A 16,865-nucleotide genomic window follows, 5' to 3' on the forward strand; every position below is an offset into this window, starting at 1 on the left:
CCATGAGCCAGCCGCCGACCGCGTCGAACGTGTCCGGCTCCCCCGGTCCGCCGTCGCGGCTGCGGCGCCGGCTCGGGGTGTTCGACGCGGTGGTGGTGGGCCTGGGCGCGATGCTCGGCGCCGGGATCTTCGCCGCCCTCGCCCCGGCGGCGCGCGCCGCCGGATCCGGCCTGCTGATCGGACTGGCGGTGGCCGCGGTGGTGGCGTACTGCAACGCCACCTCCTCCGCGCGGCTGGCCGCCCGCTATCCCGCGTCGGGCGGAACCTACGTGTACGGCCGGGAGCGGCTGGGGGAGTTCTGGGGCCATCTGGCCGGATGGGCGTTCGTGGTCGGCAAGACCGCGTCCTGCGCGGCGATGGCGCTGACCGTCGGTGCCTACGTCTGGGAGGAGCACGCGCGGGCGGTGGCGGTGGCGGCCGTGGTGGCGCTGACCGCCGTCGACTACCTCGGTGTCCGCAAGGCCGCCTGGCTGACGCGGGCCGTCGTGGCCGTGGTGCTGATGGTGCTGGCCGCCGTGGTGGTCGGCTCGCTCACCTCCGGCGCGGCCGACGCCGCCCGGCTGGACCCGGGCGGGGACACCACCGTCGGCGGGGTGCTGCGCGCCGCGGGGCTGCTGTTCTTCGCCTTCGCCGGATACGCCCGGATCGCCACCCTCGGCGAGGAGGTGCGCGATCCGGCGCGCACCATCCCGCGTGCCGTACCGCTGGCGCTGGGCATCACCCTGGCCGTCTACGCGGCGGTCGCGGTCGCGGGCCTGAGCGTGCTGGGCGCAGATGTGCTGGGCGCGGCCACGGCTCCGCTGGCCGACACCGTCCGCGCCGCCGGGCTGCCGGGGCTGGTGCCGTTGGTCCGCGTGGGCGCCGCGGTGGGTGCGCTCGGCTCACTGCTGGCGCTGATCCTGGGGGTCTCCCGGACCACCCTGGCGATGGCACGCGACCGGCGGCTGCCGCCACCGCTGGCCGCGGTCCATCCGCGGTTCGCGGTGCCGCACCGCGCGGTGGTGGCCGTCGGAGCCGTGGTGGCGGTTCTGGCGGCCACGGTGGACCTGCGCGGGGCGATCGGGTTCTCGTCGTTCGGCGTGCTGGTCTACTACGCCGTCGCCAACGCCGCCGCCTGGACCCTCACCCCGGCCGAGGGGCGTCCGGTACGCGCGGTACCGGTGCTGGGCCTGGCCGGGTGTGCGGTCCTGGCCTGCGCCCTGCCACTGACCTCGGTGCTCCCGGGGGTCGCGGTACTGGCCCTCGGAGCCTGTCTGTACGGGCTGCGGAGGGGACCGGCGTCGTGAGCGGGCTGGGGTCGGGCGGGGGCAGGTCCTGTCCGGTGGATCCTCGAGGATCAGCCCGCGGCGTCTGGCGCCGTGTATCGCAAGGCGGAGGAGCCCTCGTACCGGGCGTACGTGGGCGACTCCGACAACGCGGCCGGGGACACCTTCCAGCGGTAGCTGGGGGCGCGGTGCCAGGCGTCGCGGGCCCGATGAGATCCACCGGACAGGGCCTAAGCCGCGAGGGGGTGCCCGGTGGCGCCACCAGGGGTGGGGGAGGGGGTGCTGGACTCCTTGTCGCCGTCCCGCTCCACCGCGGTCGTCGGACCGTCGGCCCGGAGTCCCCGGGAGGGAAACGTCAGGTCCGGTACCTCGACCAGAGGCGGCAGATCGGGGGTGAGCAGGGGCTGCTCATTTCTGTCCATGGACGTCGGGTACCCACGAGCGCCGGGCTCATCCTGCGATACCGGTCACACTCGGACATCACGGTCAGTTGACGGCCGGAGACACCGAGGAGGCGCGGGATCACGTCCACCCCGGCTGTCAGTCGGCCCGGGACGGCTCGTCGCGGGGTGCGGTGGCGGGCTGGGACATCGCCACCACCGCCGTCGGAGCAGGGCGCGAGCGGCGGCGGGCGACCCCCACTCCGGCCAGGCACAGCGCACCGCCCGCCAGCGTGAGCGGCCCCGGCACCTCGTCCAGAAGCAGCCACGACATCAGCACCACCAGCGCGGGCACCACATAGGTGGTGGCGCCCATCTTCCCCGCGGTGGTGCGGGCCAGGGCGAAGGCCCAGGTGGTGAAGGCGAGCGCGGTCGGGAAGAGCCCGAGGTAGACCATGTTGAGCGTGGCGGACAGCGGCGCGTCCGCGGCCTCGGATACCAGGGTCCCGGTGAACGGCAGACAGGCCACCGCGCCGATGAGGCAGCCGAAGGTGGTCACCTGGAGTGCCCCCGCGTGCCCCAGCGCGGGCTTCTGGGAGACCACACCGGTGGCGTAGGACACCGCGGCCAGCACACACAGCAGCACACCGAGCACGGACGCGCCGCCCGTGTCGGACATCGAGATCCCCACGACCACCGCGCCCGAGAAGGACACCGCCATCCCGGCCAGCAGCGGCCGCGGCAGCCCCTCGCCCAGCAGCCTGCTGCTCAGCAGCGCGATGAGGATCGGGCCGATATTGACGACCATCGCCGCGGTGCCCGCGTCGACCTGCTGCTCACCCCAGTTGAGCACCACCATGTAGACGCCGAACCACAGGACTCCGGAGCTGATGATGCCCGGCCAGGCGGCGCGGGGCGGCAGGCCCACACGGCGTATCAGACTGATCGTGCCCAGCGCGAGGGCGCCGGTGGCCAGCCGCCCCAGCGCCAGGGCGCCCGGGGAGTACGCGGAGCCCGCGCTGCGGATGGAGACGAAGGCCGAGGCCCAGAGAAGAACGGTGACGGCCGCCGCGGCCAGGGCGGGCCATTGCTGGTCGGAGCGGGTGTCCGTGGTGTTGCTGATCGTCATGGCGGTGAGGCTGGGCCCCGTTCCTTTCGGTGCGTATCGAAATATGAGGGGCGCGGGGCCTAGGACTCCCTCGGCGGCTCCGCGGGGCCGCGGTAGGGGAGGGCCTGGCTGTAGACCACGCTGGTGGTGGTGGAGCCGAACTGGGCCAACTCGTCCACGACCTCTTCCAGATGGCGCATGGACGTCGCGGCCACGCGCACGGTGTAGCAGTCGTCGCCGGTGGTGCGCAGACACTCCAGGATCTCGTGGCGCTCCTCCAGCACCCGGTGCAGCGGCTGGTGCCGGTTGCCGGAGTACTTCAGCCGCACCAGTGCCAGCAGCGGGAAACCGGCCTTCTCCAGGTCGACTTCGGCCCGGTACCCCGTGATGACGCCCAGCGACTCCAGCCGCTTGACGCGGTCGGTGGTCGCGGAGGCGCTCAGGCTCACCCGGCGGCTCAGCTCGGTGATCGGCAGTCGGCCGTCCCGCTGGAGCTCGGACAGGATCGACCAATCGGTGGCGTCGAGACTCTCGGTCATTCGGCCACAGTACCGGCAGATCCACGGCGAGAACACCATGATGCCGGGAAAACTCTGTTCCATCGAAGGATGATCACTGCCTACGCTGAAGCCATGGAGATTGGTGTGAACGTCCCGAACTTCGGCCCCGGAACCGATCCGGAGGTGCTCCGGCGATGGGCGCGAACGGTGGAGGGGCTCGGCTACGACCTGCTGATGGTCTCGGACCACGTCGTGGTGACCCCCGATGTCGCCGAGCAGTACCCGGCACCGTTCTACGAGCCCTTCACCACCCTCGCGTGGCTGGCCGGGATCACCGACCGGGTGCGCCTGGGCACCACCGTGCTCATCGTGCCGTACCGCCATCCGCTGGTCGTGGCGCGTATGGCGGCCAACCTCAACCAGCTGAGCGGGGGGCGGCTGGTGCTCGGGGTCGGGGTCGGATGGGCACGGCAGGAGTACGAGGCGCTGGGTGTCCCGTTCGAGCGGCGCGGCAGGCTGACCGACGGGCATCTGGAGACCATCCGCACCGCCTGGCGGAACGACGCCGACTACCGCGCCGGGGACATCCCGGTCTGGGTGGGCGGCAACAGCCGCGCCGGGATCCGCCGGGCGGTACGGCTCGGTGACGCCTGGCATCCGCTGCGTCTGACCCTCGACGGAATGCGGGACGGGCTGGGGCGGTTGAAGTCCGCCGCGGACGAACTGGAGCGTCCGGTGCCCTCGTTCGCGCCCCGGATCCTGCTGCACCTCACCGAGGAACCGGTCACCGGGCCGGACCGTCCGGCCGGGCGGGGCACCGCCGACCAGATCGCCGCGGACCTCGAGGAGTTGCGTCTGCTGGGCGCCGGCAGCGTGGTGCTCGACCCGTTCGTCGGCGACCCGGAGGAGACCCGCCACCCGGAGGTGGCGTGGCAGGCGCTGGCCACCGTGGCGGCCCGGCTGGGGCGCGGCCCGGCGGCCTGACCCGCCGGCCGGGACCGGTGCGGGCCGGTCAGCCGAAGCTCACCCGCTCCAGCCAGAAGTCCAGCAGGGTGCCGTCGCCGAGGACCTCGATGCCCTCGCCCCGGGCGGGGCGCCGCTTGTAGACCAGGAGCAGCAGATCGGTGAGCGGGGCGCGCACGGCCACCGCGGCCTTCTCATGGGCCCGGCGCCAGACGACGGCTTCGCCGGTGAGGTCGACGACCCACTCCGCCGCGGCCTCCGGGGCGGTGTCGGTGGCGTGGAGGTGGAGGGTGCGGCCGGGGCCGAGCAGTTCCCGCATCCAGGGGTGGACGTCAAGGTGCATCGGCAGCGAGCCCAGCTCCATCCACTCGTCGAGGGCGTCGAGCGCGACCTCCTGGTCGAGGGTGAACTCCGCACCGAGCGCCAGGGCCGCGTCGGCCCGGTGGAGCGCCGTCTCGTAGGCGAACCGGCGGGCGTAGAAGTGGGCGGTGCCGTCGGGGACCGGGGTCCACAGCCCCGCCGCGGGCCCGGCCTCGCGCAGGGCGTCCGCCAGCCCGGCGGCGCCTTCCCTGAGCCAGGGGCCGAGCACGGCGGGGTCCTCGTGGGTGTACGCCGACAGCTCGCGGAAGTGGTCGTCGGGGACCGGCCCGGTCGCCCGGGTGCGCACGACCGTCTCGGCCCAGCGCTGGCCCCCGCCGAGATGGCGCAGCAGCTGACCGGCGTTCCAGCCGGGGCAGGAGGGCACGGGGGCGGTCAGATCGGCGCCCTCGATATGGGAGGTCAGCAGCCGGGTCTGGGCGACGATCTCCGCGCAGTAGCGCTCATGGCTCAACAGCGTCATGCGGTCACGCTAGTGCCGCGTCAGCCACGGTTTGACCGGTAGCGAGGCGTCCTGGCGCGTGCGATCGCAAGCCGGCGGGGAAGCCCTCGTAGTGGGCCTGCTCGGGCTTTCGGCCAACGCAGCGAGCGTGCGTGCCGGGGCGGCGAGCGGGGCGAACCTTGGCTGACGCGGCACTCGTTCGCCCCATCGACGATCAGCTGTTGCAGGGCCGGGGCGTACAGATCGGCGATGTGCTCGGCGGTGGCCGCGGCCCCGGCCCCCGAGCGGTGGAGGCTGAGCGTGGCGCCCAGACCGATCAGCTGGCCCGCGATCAGCTCGGCGCGCAGCGCGCGCTCCTCACCGGGCAGCCGCTCGGTGAGCCGGGCGGTGACCTGTTCCCGGAAGCGCTCGCGCAGCAGGGAGCGTTCATCGGTGTTGCCGAGCGAGAAGACCACTCGCAGCAGGGGGTCCATCAGCTCGGCGCGCCGGGTGGTCACCAGGCTCAGCACCATATGGCGGCCGAGGACCGCCGGCGGTGCGGCCAGCAGCTCGTCTGCCGCGCCGCCGAAATCGGCGACGCTGTTGAACAGCCGCTCCTTGCTGCCGAAGTGCTTGACGACGGGGGAGGGGCTGATCCCGGCGTCCGCCGCGATCCCGCGGAGGGTCACCTCGGCGTACGGCTGCTGGGTGAAGGCCCGCCGGGCGGCGCGCTGGATGGCCTGCCGGCCCGTTTCGCCGACGGGGTCGGTCATGGTTCTCCTCGCTGCGTACGGCGTGGTGCGGGCGCGTAGCGCAACGCGAGCGCCGGTACGGCGCCCAGGGGTGCACAGCTGTTCACCTTCCGGGTAAACCTCTGTGCACCCCTGCGGCGCCCGCCGCCGCACCGGGCGGCGGCGGGGGGCGGCGGGATCAGCCCACGCGCTCGATCCGGGCATTGCGGATCAGGAACTTCCCGGCCTCGCGGACCTGCTCGAACGCGGCGTTGTTGAGCAGGGCGCAGCTGCCCGAGGTCGAGGTGACGGAGACGGTGGTGGACTTGTTGTTGTCCAGGTTGGTCACCTTCAGCTTGGTGCCGACCGGGAACTCGCTGCTGGAGGCGGCCGGAGCGCCGCCCTCACCGGACAGCGTCACGGTCGAGCCCTTGCAGACGACCTCGCCCGCGGCGGCCGCGCCACCGGCGTCGTCGGCGCCGCCCGCTTGGTCGTCCGCGCCGCCGGCCTGGTCGTCGGCGCCGCCCGCTTGGTCGTCCGCGCCGCCGGCCTGGTCGTCGGCGCCGCCCGCCTGGTCGTCCGCCGCGCCTTCGTTGCCCGCGGCCTGGTCGTCGGCGCCGCCCGCCTGGTCGTCCGCCGCGCCTTCGTTGCCCGCGGCCTGGTCCGCGCTCTCGCCGACCTCACAGCCCGACGCCTCCTGCTTGCGCTTGATCTCCTCGACCACGGCCTCGCGGTTCTCGATCCGCGCCTGGGACTGAGCGTCCGGGTTGGCCTTCTGGTCCGCGATGAACTTCTCGTTGTTGGCCAGCGCCTGGGCCAGTCCGGCGCAGGCCGAGGAGGACTGGGCCGCCCCGTCGGTGCTGGCGTTACTGGTCGCCGCCATCACTCCGGCGCCGGTGCCCGCCAGGGCGAGCGAGCCGACCAGCAGGCCGAGCTTCTTCTTGCGGCTGAGGGTCCTCTTGCGTGTCATCTCCGACTCCTTTTTCCGACTGCCCGCATCTCCATACGGGCGGGGTCCGGAGTCGTTTCAGAGCGTTCGGAAATTTCTCCCACGAATATTCTTGAGGATTGCACAGAAAGGTGCATTCCGGGCTGGACCTTAATGAAGCCTTAAGCGTTAATGAAGGCTTAAGGTGGAATGCCCGGAGCGGCAGTCTGCCAGGTCAGTGCCCTTGTGTGCATGGGCGGTTGTGCGGGTGTGCCGGTCGTACGAGGCAATGCGCGGTGTGTCGCGGAATCGTGAGGGGGTCCACCGGAGCGGGAACTCCACCGCAATTCCGGACCCCCGGAACGCGGCCTCACGGATCCCTCGAGGGCGCGGTGGGGCCGTTTTCTCCGTCATCCATCCGCGCCGCCGGACCCGCCGCCGAAGATCACGCAACGCCCCGTGTGATGTAGGGTTTTTGCTATGAATGGGCGACTTGCCCTGCTTGCTGCCGTGGACCGGGACACCACGGAGAGCGAAGTCTTCCGGCTGGCCCTTCAGCACGCGGTGGCCGAGCTCGGCGGCCTCGGCGGAATGGTGCATCTGCGGGGTCCCATGTCCGCGTTGCGTCTGGTGTCCTCGGCCGGGCTGCCCCCGGCCCACACTCTCCCCTGGGAGATCGTCCTCCAGGAGGGCGAGGCCGCGCCCGCCCAGGCCGTCCGCCGGGGTCATCAGGTCTGGGTGCCCGAGCCCGGGCCGGACGACACCGGGCTCCGTACCGGTATGGCCGCCGTCCCGGTCTTCGACGGTGACCGCACCGCCGGTGCGCTCACCGTCTGGAGCGGGGACCGCGGAGAGCCGGCCGATGAGCAGTGGGCCTTTCTGCGGGCCGTGGCCGCCTGGGCCGAGGGACGGATGAGGCAGGCGCCCCCGCCCGCCCGCCCGCCGCAGGAGGCGTCGATCGGCAGCCACCTCACCACCGCCCGCCGGACCGTGGAGGTCGGCACCTGGGACTGGAACATCCGCACCGGTGAACTGGCCTGGGACGAGGCGGCCATGAAGGTCTACGGCACCGATCCGGCCGACTTCGTCCCCAGCGTCGAGAGCTGGATGAAGATCGTCCACCCCGATGACCTCCCCTCGACCCTCGCCGCCGCCCAGCAGGCGATCCGCGACCGCGGTGTCTTCGCGGCCGAGTACCGGGTACGCCGCCCAGACGGCGGCTACGGCTGGACCCAGGCCCGCGCCCGGGTGATCGTCGACGACCGGGGCGAACCGGTCCGGATGGTCGGCCACGGATGGGACAGCACCGAGGCCCGCTCGGTCTCCGACGCGCTCAGCCGCGCCCTGCGCCATATGACCGACGGCTTTCTCGCCCTCGACGACACCGCGCGGATCGCCTTCGTCAACCTGGAGGCGGAGCGCACCCTGGGCTCCTCCGAGGAGGAGCTGATCGGCCAGGTGCTGTGGGAACTGCCCAGCCTGCGGCGGGTGCCGGGACTGGAGGAGCGCTGCCGGAAGGCGACCGGCTCCGCCACCCCGGCCGGGTTCGAGATCCAGCTGCCGGACACCGGGCACTGGTACCACCTGCGTCTGGTCCCCGTGCCGGGCGGCACCACCTGCTACTTCTCCGATGTCACCGAGCGGCGGCGGCACGACGCCGAACGCGAGGACGCCGAACGGGCCGCCGCCCGCCGCGCCGCCCGTATCTCCGAACTGACCGCGGCCCTGGCCAAGGCGACCACCTCCCGGGACGTGGTGGACGCGGTGGCGCGCCGGGTGCTGCCGCCGTTCGGCGCCACCGGTCTGATCGTCCAGGCCATCGAGGACAACCGCGCCTACAACGTCGGAGCCGTCGGCTACTCCCGGGAGTTCCTCGCGGGGATGGACGGCAATCGCGTCTCGGCGTCCACCCCGATCGCCCACGCGATGCGCACCGGCGAACCCCTCTTCGTCTCCTCCGCGCAGGAGTACGCCGACCGCTACCCGAATCTGGCCGACCGTCCGCACGCCGTCGGCAAGCAGTCCTGGGCGTTCCTGCCGCTGACCGCCTCCGGCCGTCCCTTCGGCGCCTGTGTGATCAGTTTCGACCGGCCGCGCCGGCTCACCGGCGAGGAACGCACCCTGCTGACCGCGATCGCCGCCCTCGTCGCCCAGGCCCTGGAGCGCGCCCGGCTGTACGACGCCGAGCACACCCGGGCACAGGAGTTGCAGCGCGGCTTGCTGCCCCGCGAACTCCCCTCGCCGCCCGCCTGCACGGCCGTCGCCCGCTATCTCCCCGCCGGGCAGGGCATGGAGGTCGGCGGCGACTGGTACGACATCATCCCGCTCTCCGCGGAGCAGGTCGCTTTCGTCATCGGCGATGTGATGGGCCACGGGCTGTCCGAGGCGGCCACGATGGGGAGGCTGCGCACCGCCGTCCACACCCTCGCCCATCTCGAGCTGCCCCCCGACGAGATCATGAGCCATCTCAACGAGATCGTGGGCGGCCTCGGCGCGGACTCCTACGCCACCTGTCTGTACGCCCTCTACGACTCGACCACCCGCAGCTGCACCTTCGCCCGCGCCGGACATCCGCCACCCGCGGTGGTCCACCCCGACGGCACCGCGTACTTCCCCGGGGTGATCCCCGACCCGCCGCTGGGAGCCGCCGTCCCGCCCTTCGACACCGTCGATCTGACGCTGCCCGAGGGCAGTCTGCTCGCCCTCTACACCGACGGCCTGGTGGAATCGGCGGAGCGCGACATCGACGAGGGCCTGGGCCGGCTCTCCCGGCTGCTGCGCGATTCCCGGAACCTGGATCTGCACCGTGTCTGCGACGCCGTCACCGCCGGTCTGCTCCCCGCCGAGCAGCAGACCCCCGACGACGCCGCGCTGCTGGTGGTCCGGGTGCACGGACTGTCCCGCGGGCAGATGGCCTCCTGGCCGCTCCCGGAGGATCCGCGGGCGGCGGGGGAGGCCCGTAAGCACGTCCGCGAACAGCTCACCCTCTGGGGTCTCGACGAACTGGCCATGACCACCGAACTGCTGGCCAGCGAGCTGGTCGCCAATGTGGTGCGGCATGCCAAGGGGCCGGTGCGGCTGCGGCTGCTGCGCAGCGCCAGCCTGGTCTGCGAGGTCTCCGACGGCAGTCTGACCACCCCGCGGATCCGCCGCGCCCTGGAGACGGACGAGGGGGGACGCGGACTCCAGCTGATCTCCGCTCTGTGTGAGCGGTGGGGCACCCGTTACACCGCCACCGGCAAGAGCATCTGGACCGAGCAGGCCCTGCCCGCACCCTGACCGTGCGGCGGCGGGGAGAGCGGGGAGGGCGGAACGTGCCACCACCCACGGGGGGACCGACGCGCACTCAGGTACGGTGCCGGGCACCGTGAACACGTCGGGCCGTGGTGCTCGGCGGCGACGGTGCTGGTCATCGCGCCGGGCCCGCCCGTACGGCGGAGCACCCGTTCCGCGGCTCTCTCCGCCGCGCGCCTCCACTCTCACCCCGCCCCGGCCACCCGCGCAATTCCCTTGTCACGCCTCTGACACCGGATCGCCGTGTTTTTGACGCCACCTTTACGTCCGCCGCACCGCCCCGCGCGGTGTCCGGTGCTCCCGGTGGCCGCCAACTCCCCGCTGACCAGCGGTGACAGCCGCCCCGATACGCTCGTCCGGCCCCCATGCCCCGACGCACCGAGGTGAACCCCGTGGACTTGCGGCCGTACGAGCTGAAGCGGATGGAACGTCGGCTCGGCGGTGCGGCCACCTGGGGCACCTGGTGTGAGATCGGACGGATCCCCCCGCCGCCCGCCGAGGTCCGCGCCGCCGCCGGCGGCGGGCGTCTGCGGCCCGGGTTCATCCGTCCGCATGTCCTGCTCGGCTACCTGCTGGTGGCACCCGTCATCCTGCTGGGCGTGGCGGTCCCCCTCGCCTTCGCCCTGCTCGGGGCCGCACTGGAAGCCGTTCACCGGGCCTTCTCGGCCACCGCGCGGGGGACGGCACGCCACGAGAAGGAGCAGCAGAGGGAGAAGGAGTCGCGGCACCAGGAGAAGGAGGAGAACGACGCGGCCGAACTGACCGCGCACCGGCTCGACGAGACCTTCGACGGCGACTGGAGCGGCCGCGCCGGACAGCTCCTGCTGCGGTGGTACGGGATGTCCAGCTATCCCCGGAGGCTGCTGCTGCGCACCGACACCCATCTGGTCATCGCCGGACCGCGGCGCCGGGTGGCCACCGGATCCCTCAGGAAGTCGCGGGTGCTGGAGCGGATACCCCTGGAGGAGGTGGCCGTCGAGACCCCGCTGCCCGGGCGGACCACCGTCAACCGGCTGCGATTCCAGGACGGTTCATGGCTGGTCCTCACCCGTGTCCAGGACGAGGGGCTGCTCGGCCGGCTCAGCTTCTGACCGGACGCGGTGGTGGCGCACCCGGTGCGGGGTGTGGTGCTCAGGTGGCATTTCGGTCTCATCCCTACACATCGTCCCGCTCGCCCGATACAGTGCCTCTCCCCCCACGAGCCTCAACCACCACATAAGGGGGGACCCATGTCCATTCGCACCACGGTGCTCCTCGTCGCCGCCCTCGGACTGTCGCTGACCGCATGCGGCACCGAGGACGGCACCACCGTGGACACCAAGCCCCAGGCCGAGGCGTCCCCGTCGGCCGTCGGGAGCCCGGAGGGCGCCAACGCCGCGGACGCCCCGCGGGACGAGGCCACCACCGGCGGACCCCTGGGCCAGGGGGTGTCGACGGTCGGCGACACCATCAGCCTCAAGGGCGCGGAGGACGGCGAGGAACTGGACGTCACCCTGGTGAAGTGGCTCGACCCCGCCAAGAGCGCAGACCGGCACACCATTCCCACCTTCGGCAAGCGCTGGGTCGCCGCGCAGATCCGTCTCGTCAACACCGGCTCCGCCACCTACCGGGACAGTCCGCCGGACTGCGTCCGGGTCGCCGACGCCGAGGGGCGGCGCTACGACGCCACCGTCGCCGACATCGCCGCCGGGTCCTCGATGGCGACCGAACTGAAACTGGCCAAGGGTGACAAGGCCGTGGGCTGGGTGGTCGCCGAGGTGCCCAAGGGGGCCGCGGTGACCTCGCTCCAGTTCATCGCGAGCGGCGGCGCGGCCGACGAGACCGGCCAGTGGGCGGTCCGCGAGGGCTGACGGCCGGGCGGCGGGCGCCGTCCGCGGCGCCGGGGCCGCCGTCTGCGACGATCACTGACGTGGACTACCCGAATGACCAGGATCCCGGCGCCCCGGTCCGTGCCGGCATCCCCGAACACGGGCGCGTGCCCAAGTACTACGCGGTGAAGACACAACTCGCCGCGCTGCTGGACGATCTCGGCGAGGGCGGGCTGCTGCCGACCGAACGCGATCTGTCGGAGCGGTACGAGGTCGCGCGCGAGACCGTACGGCAGGCGCTGCGCGAGCTGTTGCTGGAGGGCCGGGTACGGCGGGCCGGACGGGGCACCGTGGTCGCGGGGCCGAAGCTGGCGCAGCCGCTGGCGCTGGCCAGCTACACCGAGGGCGTACGGCGACAGGGGCTGCGCCCGGGGCGTACCCTCATCGGCCTCGACCGGTTCCCGTGCCCGGAAAGGCTGGCGGACGAGGCCGGGCTCGAGCGCGGCGAACCGGTGTGGCACCTGGAACGTGTGCTGCTCGCGGACGACGAGCGGGTCGGTCTGGAGAGCACCTATGTGGCGGTGGGGCGGGTGCCGCGGCTGGACACCGACTTCGACCCCGACTCGTCCTTCTACCTCTATCTCCGCGACCGGCTCGGCATTTCCTTCGGCGACGCGGACGAACGGCTGGAGACGGTGCTGGCCACACCGCGCGAGGCACTGCTGATCGGGACACCGCCCGCGCTGCCGATGCTGCTGATCCACCGGGTGTCGCGGGACACCGAGGGGCGTCCGCTGGAGCGGGTCCGGTCGCTGTACCGGGGTGACCGGTTCAGCTTCACCACCCGTCTCCAACAGCGGGCCGGAACGAGCGACCAGGAAGCAAGCGACTGAGAAAAACGGGACGCATGCCCATATCGAGGGGCGCCGGATGGGCTCCGGGGTCCCTCTTTCTATGACGAAATGATAACGGGTCTGGTCCAAATTCGAGTGGACGTTCACCATGGCGTTGCCAACCGGATGAGTCCGGTCCACCCGAACAAGGAGCGTCACCGACATGCGAGTGACAGTCGTCGGAGCCGGCGTGGTGGGAACCATGCACGCCTGGCACGCCGTGGAACGCGGCCACGAGGTCCTGCACATCGAGCGCGAGAAGGAGGCCCGGGGAGCCTCCCTGCGCAACTTCGGCCTGGTGTGGGTCAGCGGCCGTGCCGGTGGCGAGGAACTGGAGACCGCGCTGCGCGCCCGGGCCCTGTGGGAGACCATCGGCGACCGGGTCCCCGCACTCGGCTTCCGGCCCAACGGCTCCCTCACCGTCGTCCGCGACGAGGCCGAACTCGCGGTCGCCGAGGCTGCCGCCCAGCGCCCCGACGCCGCCGCCCGCGGCTACAAGCTGCTCGGTCCCGACGAGACCCGCCTGCTCAACCCGGCCCTGCGCGGCCCGCTCCGCGGTGCGCTGTGGTGCGAGCGCGACGCCGCGGTCGAACCGCGCACCGCACAGCGGGCGCTGAAGGCCGCGCTGCTCGCCTCCGGCCGCTACACCTACCTCGGCGGCCGCGAGGTCCGTGAGGTGCGCGACGGCTCGGGCGGCCCCGCCGTCCGCGACGACCACGGCGATGTGCACCCCGGCGACACCGTGGTGCTGTGCACCGGAGCCTGGCTGGGCGGACTGGTCCGGGAGCTGGCCCCCCGGCTGCCGGTGCGCCGGGTCCGGTTGCAGATGATGCAGACCGCCCCGCTCGGCGAGGAGCTGACCACCTCCGTCGCCGACGCCGACAGCTTCCGCTACTACCCGGCCTACGGCGGCGCCGCCCTGGACACCCTGGCCGCCACCCGGCCGCGGCCGGCCGTCGCCGCCGAACACCGGATGCAGCTGCTGATGGTGCAGCGCCAGGACGGGGGGCTCACCATCGGCGACACCCACGAGTACGAGGACCCCTTCCCCTTCGATGTCGTCGAGGACCCGTACGACCACCTCACCACGACCGTCGAGGGTCTCCTCGGCCGCCCCCTGCCGAGGATCCACCGCCGCTGGGCCGGGGTGTACGCACAGTGCGCCGACACCACCCGGGTGATCCACCGGGAGCAGGTGCGCGACGGAGTGTGGCTGGTCACCGGGCCGGGCGGCCGCGGAATGACCTGCGCCCCCGCCATCGCCGAGACCACCGCAGACGAACTGGGCTGGTAGGAGACATGACCGAGAACCGCAGCACCTCCGCCATCGACCTCGCCGTGCTCGACATGGCCGGTACCACCGTCGCCGACGGCGGCCTCGTGGAGCAGGCGTTCGCCGCGGCCGCCGAACGGCTCGGCGTCACCCCCGGCTCCCCGGAGCACACCCGCCAACTCGACTACGTCCGTGCCACGATGGGGGAGTCCAAGATCTCCGTCTTCCGCCGTCTCTTCGGCGACGAGGAGCGCGCCCAGCACGCCAACACCGCCTTCGAGGAGGCGTACCACGACCTCGTGGACGGCGGGCGCTGTGCCGCGCTGCCCGGTGCCGCCGATGCCGTCGCTACCCTGCGCGAGGCCGGCGTCAAGGTCGTGCTCACCACCGGCTTCTCCCGCGCCACCCAGGACCGCATCCTCGACGCCCTCGGCTGGCGGGAGCTGGCCGATCTGACCCTGTGTCCCGCCGACGCCGGACGCGGCCGCCCCTACCCCGACATGGTGCTCACCGCACTGCTGCGCACCGGCACCGACGACGTCCGCTCGGTCGCGGTCTGCGGTGACACCTCGTACGACATGCTCACCGGGCGGCGCGCGGGCGCGTCCGTCGTCGCGGGCGTCCTCACCGGGGCGCACGGGCGGGAACAGCTGACCGGGGCGGGGGCGACCCATGTCCTGCCCTCGATCGCCGGTCTGCCCGAGCTGCTCGCCGCCCGGGCGGCCTGAGATGACCGCCGCCATGTCCGGGGCGGCACCGGCCGCCGTCGACACCCGGCCGGCCGGGATCCGATTCGGCCGGGTGCCCGTCGCCTCCGGGAAGCACATTCCGATGTGCCTGTCACCCTGCCGCCGTTCACCCAGCAGGCGGACGCCAGGGAGCTGTTGGGCTCCTTCGCGCCGAAGGGGTCGGACCAGGTCGCCGCGTCCGACCAGTCCGCCGGTGCCACCTGGACCTCCGTCGTCGACCACCGCGCCGGGTTCGTCCACAACAAGAAGAAGCCGAAGACCGTGCCCACCACCGGGGAGCAGCCACGACTCCGGCGGCAAGGGGCCCGCGCTGGACTATCCGAACAAGCTCCAGTGCAACAACGTCGGCCCGTCCTCCTCGACGAGCAAACTGGCGCCGAAGGTCGACAAGGGCGGGATCCATGTCGCCGACGGCGATGTCCAGACCGACCGCGCCCAGTCCCGCTCCATGCCGAACCCCGGCATATGGTTCCCGGCCAAGCGCGGCGGCAAGCCCACCGATTGGCTTTGGCCAACTGGCTTGATTTGACTGTCCGTTGACACGTCATTGACGATTCTTTTACTGTCTGAGCGCGGCGGCAGCAACATCGACTTCGCCGCTCGTTCCCCATGCCCCGGAGGTGTCAGATGGAGCAGCTGATCAAGAAGATGGCTCAGGACGAGGTCTGGAAGAGCTGGGTCGCCGCCAACTCCGCCCAGGGCGGCGGCAAGGACGGATGCATCAGCGCGACCCCGAAGGACGGATGCATCAGCGCGGCGGGCAAGACGGGCTGTATCTCCTGACCCGTCGCCCCGAGCGCAACCGGGGTGGGGCGGACGGACTCGCGCGGGCCGGCCGCCCGCCCCGGCACGTCCACGCCCCGCCCGTGCGGGGCTCCTGTCTCTTCGAGGACGCCCAAGGTAACCATGGACGACCAGCCGACACCCGACATCGTCGACCACGTACGGAACATCCCGCTCTACCGTGAGTCGATCGAACGGGGACACTTCCCCGTACTGGAAAAGACCGAGATGGCCCGCGACTTCCCGCACAACTGGATGACACCGGAGCTCGCCCGGGCCCTGGAGACCGGTGCGGCGGAGTATGTGCTGTCCACCGGCACCAACCACGCCCGGATGCGGCTCATCCGGCCCCCGTACTTCCTGCTCCACTCCTACTACCGGCTCTGGAGCGAACACCCGGACATCGCGCACACCTGGCACGACGGATGCCGACGCGTCTCGCTGACCACCGTGCTCGCCACCGAGCACGTCGCCCGGGTCAACGCCGCCAAGCGCGCGGCCGAACCGGAGAAGACCCCCTCGCTGGAGGAACGGCGGCTGGACGACCGCACGCTCTATCTCAACCTCCGGCTGGACCCCGCCCTCTGGGAGCGTGCGGAGGTCGAGCGGATGCTCGCCGAGATCCGCGGCGTCTGCGCCGCCCACCCCCAGGGCCGCTATCACCTCGACTGCTCCGGCTACCATCTGGCCCACCTGGTACGGAAGGTGGACCAGTGGGGGCTGTGGGACGACTTCCCCCGCCCCGCCAGCGTCATCCACGCCTACGAGTACACCCCGCGCGGCGTACGGCGGTATCTGCGCGAGCACTTCGACTGCCCCGTCATCGATCTCTTCGGCAGCACCGAGCTGGGCTACCTCTACTACAGCGACCGCGACGGCCGCTATCACCCCTATCTGGACCGGATGAGCGTCGAACTGCTGCCCGTGGCACCCGACAGCGATATCCACCGGCTCGTTGTCACCAGCGTGCGCAACCCGTACATGCCGCTGATCCGCTACAACTCGGGCGATTGCGTCCGCACCCTCGACGGCTCATCCGACCCCGGGAAGGTCGCCGCCTTCTGCGGCCGTGAGAAGGAACTGCTGGACACGGTGCGCGGGCCGGTGGCACAGGCCGACCTCGACGACCGCATCGACTCCGTCTCCCCCCGGGTCTTTCTGCACCAGCTGGTGCTCACCGGTGAGAAGGAGTGCCGGCTGCGCTACACCACCTTCGACGGCCGCCCCCTGGAGGGCGGGGAGACCGCCGTCCTGGAGCACGGTACGGCCCAGTTGACCGGACTCCACTGCGTGCTGGAGCACCGGACCCAGCTGCCCATCGGCAGGTCCGGCAAGTACTCCTGGCTCGCCACCGAGCACTGACCCCCGACGCAGACCACACGACCCCACAC

The 16,865-nt window shown here is 72.2% G+C and carries 17 protein-coding genes; 11 read left to right on the top strand and 6 right to left on the bottom strand.

Translation table 11 applies throughout. From position 1 onward, the window contains the following. The first annotated feature begins 2 nt into the window (after positions 1 to 2). Positions 3 to 1,286 (top strand): APC family permease, encoded by a 1,284-nt coding sequence (locus HUT19_RS37110; protein WP_176185072.1) that lies wholly within the window; start codon positions 3 to 5, stop codon positions 1,284 to 1,286. 209 nt (positions 1,287 to 1,495) lie between these two features. Here the strand turns inward: HUT19_RS37110 and HUT19_RS37115 are convergent, their stop codons facing one another. The 3 genes from HUT19_RS37115 to HUT19_RS37125 form a co-directional block, all read right to left on the bottom strand. Continuing rightward, positions 1,496 to 1,687 (bottom strand): hypothetical protein, encoded by a 192-nt coding sequence (locus HUT19_RS37115; RefSeq protein WP_176185074.1) that lies wholly within the window; start codon positions 1,685 to 1,687, stop codon positions 1,496 to 1,498. Between the two features lie 118 nt (positions 1,688 to 1,805). Next, entirely contained in the window at positions 1,806 to 2,774 is a 969-nt protein-coding gene (locus tag HUT19_RS37120) for a DMT family transporter (protein WP_176185076.1), read from the bottom strand. A gap of 59 nt (positions 2,775 to 2,833) precedes the next feature. Next, complete coding sequence (locus HUT19_RS37125) at positions 2,834 to 3,292, bottom strand: Lrp/AsnC family transcriptional regulator (RefSeq protein WP_176185078.1); 459 nt, start codon at positions 3,290 to 3,292, stop codon at positions 2,834 to 2,836. A gap of 93 nt (positions 3,293 to 3,385) precedes the next feature. On the opposite strand from HUT19_RS37125, the gene HUT19_RS37130 reads away from it, so the two are divergent. Further along, a complete protein-coding gene (locus HUT19_RS37130) occupies positions 3,386 to 4,237 on the top strand; it encodes an LLM class flavin-dependent oxidoreductase (protein WP_176185080.1) in 852 nt (283 codons plus the stop codon). A 28-nt stretch (positions 4,238 to 4,265) separates the two neighbouring features. On the opposite strand, the gene HUT19_RS37135 is transcribed toward HUT19_RS37130, so the two are convergent. From HUT19_RS37135 to HUT19_RS37145, 3 genes are all read right to left on the bottom strand, one after another. After that, positions 4,266 to 5,057, bottom strand: a complete 792-nt coding sequence (locus tag HUT19_RS37135) for a maleylpyruvate isomerase family mycothiol-dependent enzyme (RefSeq protein ID WP_176185082.1) — start codon at positions 5,055 to 5,057, stop codon at positions 4,266 to 4,268. 20 nt (positions 5,058 to 5,077) lie between these two features. After that, positions 5,078 to 5,788, bottom strand: a complete 711-nt coding sequence (locus HUT19_RS37140) for a TetR family transcriptional regulator (protein ID WP_176185084.1) — start codon at positions 5,786 to 5,788, stop codon at positions 5,078 to 5,080. A gap of 157 nt (positions 5,789 to 5,945) precedes the next feature. Continuing rightward, positions 5,946 to 6,716: a hypothetical protein gene (locus HUT19_RS37145; protein ID WP_176185086.1), complete on the bottom strand. Its 771-nt coding sequence runs from the start codon at positions 6,714 to 6,716 to the stop codon at positions 5,946 to 5,948. Positions 6,717 to 7,154: 438 nt separating this feature from the next. Here HUT19_RS37145 and HUT19_RS37150 point away from each other — a divergent pair, with 438 nt between their 5' ends. The 9 genes from HUT19_RS37150 (at position 7,155) to HUT19_RS37190 (ending at position 16,836) form a co-directional block, all read left to right on the top strand. Continuing rightward, entirely contained in the window at positions 7,155 to 9,953 is a 2,799-nt protein-coding gene (locus tag HUT19_RS37150) for a SpoIIE family protein phosphatase (RefSeq protein ID WP_176185088.1), read from the top strand. A gap of 380 nt (positions 9,954 to 10,333) precedes the next feature. After that, positions 10,334 to 11,059, top strand: a complete 726-nt coding sequence (locus tag HUT19_RS37155) for a hypothetical protein (protein ID WP_176185090.1) — start codon at positions 10,334 to 10,336, stop codon at positions 11,057 to 11,059. 138 nt (positions 11,060 to 11,197) lie between these two features. Continuing rightward, entirely contained in the window at positions 11,198 to 11,818 is a 621-nt protein-coding gene (locus HUT19_RS37160; protein WP_176185092.1) for a DUF4352 domain-containing protein, read from the top strand. Positions 11,819 to 11,877: 59 nt separating this feature from the next. Continuing rightward, positions 11,878 to 12,669: a GntR family transcriptional regulator gene (locus tag HUT19_RS37165; RefSeq protein WP_176185094.1), complete on the top strand. Its 792-nt coding sequence runs from the start codon at positions 11,878 to 11,880 to the stop codon at positions 12,667 to 12,669. Between the two features lie 163 nt (positions 12,670 to 12,832). Next, on the top strand, positions 12,833 to 13,963 hold the full coding sequence (locus tag HUT19_RS37170) for a TIGR03364 family FAD-dependent oxidoreductase (protein ID WP_176185096.1): 1,131 nt from the start codon (positions 12,833 to 12,835) through the stop codon (positions 13,961 to 13,963). A gap of 5 nt (positions 13,964 to 13,968) precedes the next feature. Next, positions 13,969 to 14,670, top strand: coding sequence for a phosphonatase-like hydrolase (locus HUT19_RS37175; protein ID WP_176185098.1), 702 nt, complete (start codon positions 13,969 to 13,971; stop codon positions 14,668 to 14,670). Between the two features lie 214 nt (positions 14,671 to 14,884). Then, a complete protein-coding gene (locus HUT19_RS37180; RefSeq protein ID WP_176185100.1) occupies positions 14,885 to 15,220 on the top strand; it encodes a hypothetical protein in 336 nt (111 codons plus the stop codon). A gap of 98 nt (positions 15,221 to 15,318) precedes the next feature. After that, entirely contained in the window at positions 15,319 to 15,474 is a 156-nt protein-coding gene (locus HUT19_RS37185) for a hypothetical protein (protein ID WP_176185102.1), read from the top strand. 123 nt (positions 15,475 to 15,597) lie between these two features. Next, entirely contained in the window at positions 15,598 to 16,836 is a 1,239-nt protein-coding gene (locus tag HUT19_RS37190) for a hypothetical protein (RefSeq protein ID WP_176185104.1), read from the top strand. Positions 16,837 to 16,865: the final 29 nt, after the last annotated feature.

This window comes from Streptomyces sp. NA02950, from assembly GCF_013364155.1.
GTDB lineage: Bacteria > Actinomycetota > Actinomycetes > Streptomycetales > Streptomycetaceae > Streptomyces.

What these genes read in the sequence shown, in the direction of transcription:
- HUT19_RS37110 (WP_176185072.1), top strand. Translation starts at nt 3, where the DNA reads ATGAGCCAGCCGCCGACCGCGTCGAACGTGTCCGGCTCCCCCGGTCCG.
- HUT19_RS37115 (WP_176185074.1), bottom strand. Translation starts at nt 1,687, where the DNA reads ATGGACAGAAATGAGCAGCCCCTGCTCACCCCCGATCTGCCGCCTCTG.
- HUT19_RS37120 (WP_176185076.1), bottom strand. Translation starts at nt 2,774, where the DNA reads ATGACGATCAGCAACACCACGGACACCCGCTCCGACCAGCAATGGCCC.
- HUT19_RS37125 (WP_176185078.1), bottom strand. Translation starts at nt 3,292, where the DNA reads ATGACCGAGAGTCTCGACGCCACCGATTGGTCGATCCTGTCCGAGCTC.
- HUT19_RS37130 (WP_176185080.1), top strand. Translation starts at nt 3,386, where the DNA reads ATGGAGATTGGTGTGAACGTCCCGAACTTCGGCCCCGGAACCGATCCG.
- HUT19_RS37135 (WP_176185082.1), bottom strand. Translation starts at nt 5,057, where the DNA reads ATGACGCTGTTGAGCCATGAGCGCTACTGCGCGGAGATCGTCGCCCAG.
- HUT19_RS37140 (WP_176185084.1), bottom strand. Translation starts at nt 5,788, where the DNA reads ATGACCGACCCCGTCGGCGAAACGGGCCGGCAGGCCATCCAGCGCGCC.
- HUT19_RS37145 (WP_176185086.1), bottom strand. Translation starts at nt 6,716, where the DNA reads ATGACACGCAAGAGGACCCTCAGCCGCAAGAAGAAGCTCGGCCTGCTG.
- HUT19_RS37150 (WP_176185088.1), top strand. Translation starts at nt 7,155, where the DNA reads ATGAATGGGCGACTTGCCCTGCTTGCTGCCGTGGACCGGGACACCACG.
- HUT19_RS37155 (WP_176185090.1), top strand. Translation starts at nt 10,334, where the DNA reads ATGCCCCGACGCACCGAGGTGAACCCCGTGGACTTGCGGCCGTACGAG.
- HUT19_RS37160 (WP_176185092.1), top strand. Translation starts at nt 11,198, where the DNA reads ATGTCCATTCGCACCACGGTGCTCCTCGTCGCCGCCCTCGGACTGTCG.
- HUT19_RS37170 (WP_176185096.1), top strand. Translation starts at nt 12,833, where the DNA reads ATGCGAGTGACAGTCGTCGGAGCCGGCGTGGTGGGAACCATGCACGCC.
- HUT19_RS37175 (WP_176185098.1), top strand. Translation starts at nt 13,969, where the DNA reads ATGACCGAGAACCGCAGCACCTCCGCCATCGACCTCGCCGTGCTCGAC.
- HUT19_RS37185 (WP_176185102.1), top strand. Translation starts at nt 15,319, where the DNA reads ATGGAGCAGCTGATCAAGAAGATGGCTCAGGACGAGGTCTGGAAGAGC.
- HUT19_RS37190 (WP_176185104.1), top strand. Translation starts at nt 15,598, where the DNA reads ATGGACGACCAGCCGACACCCGACATCGTCGACCACGTACGGAACATC.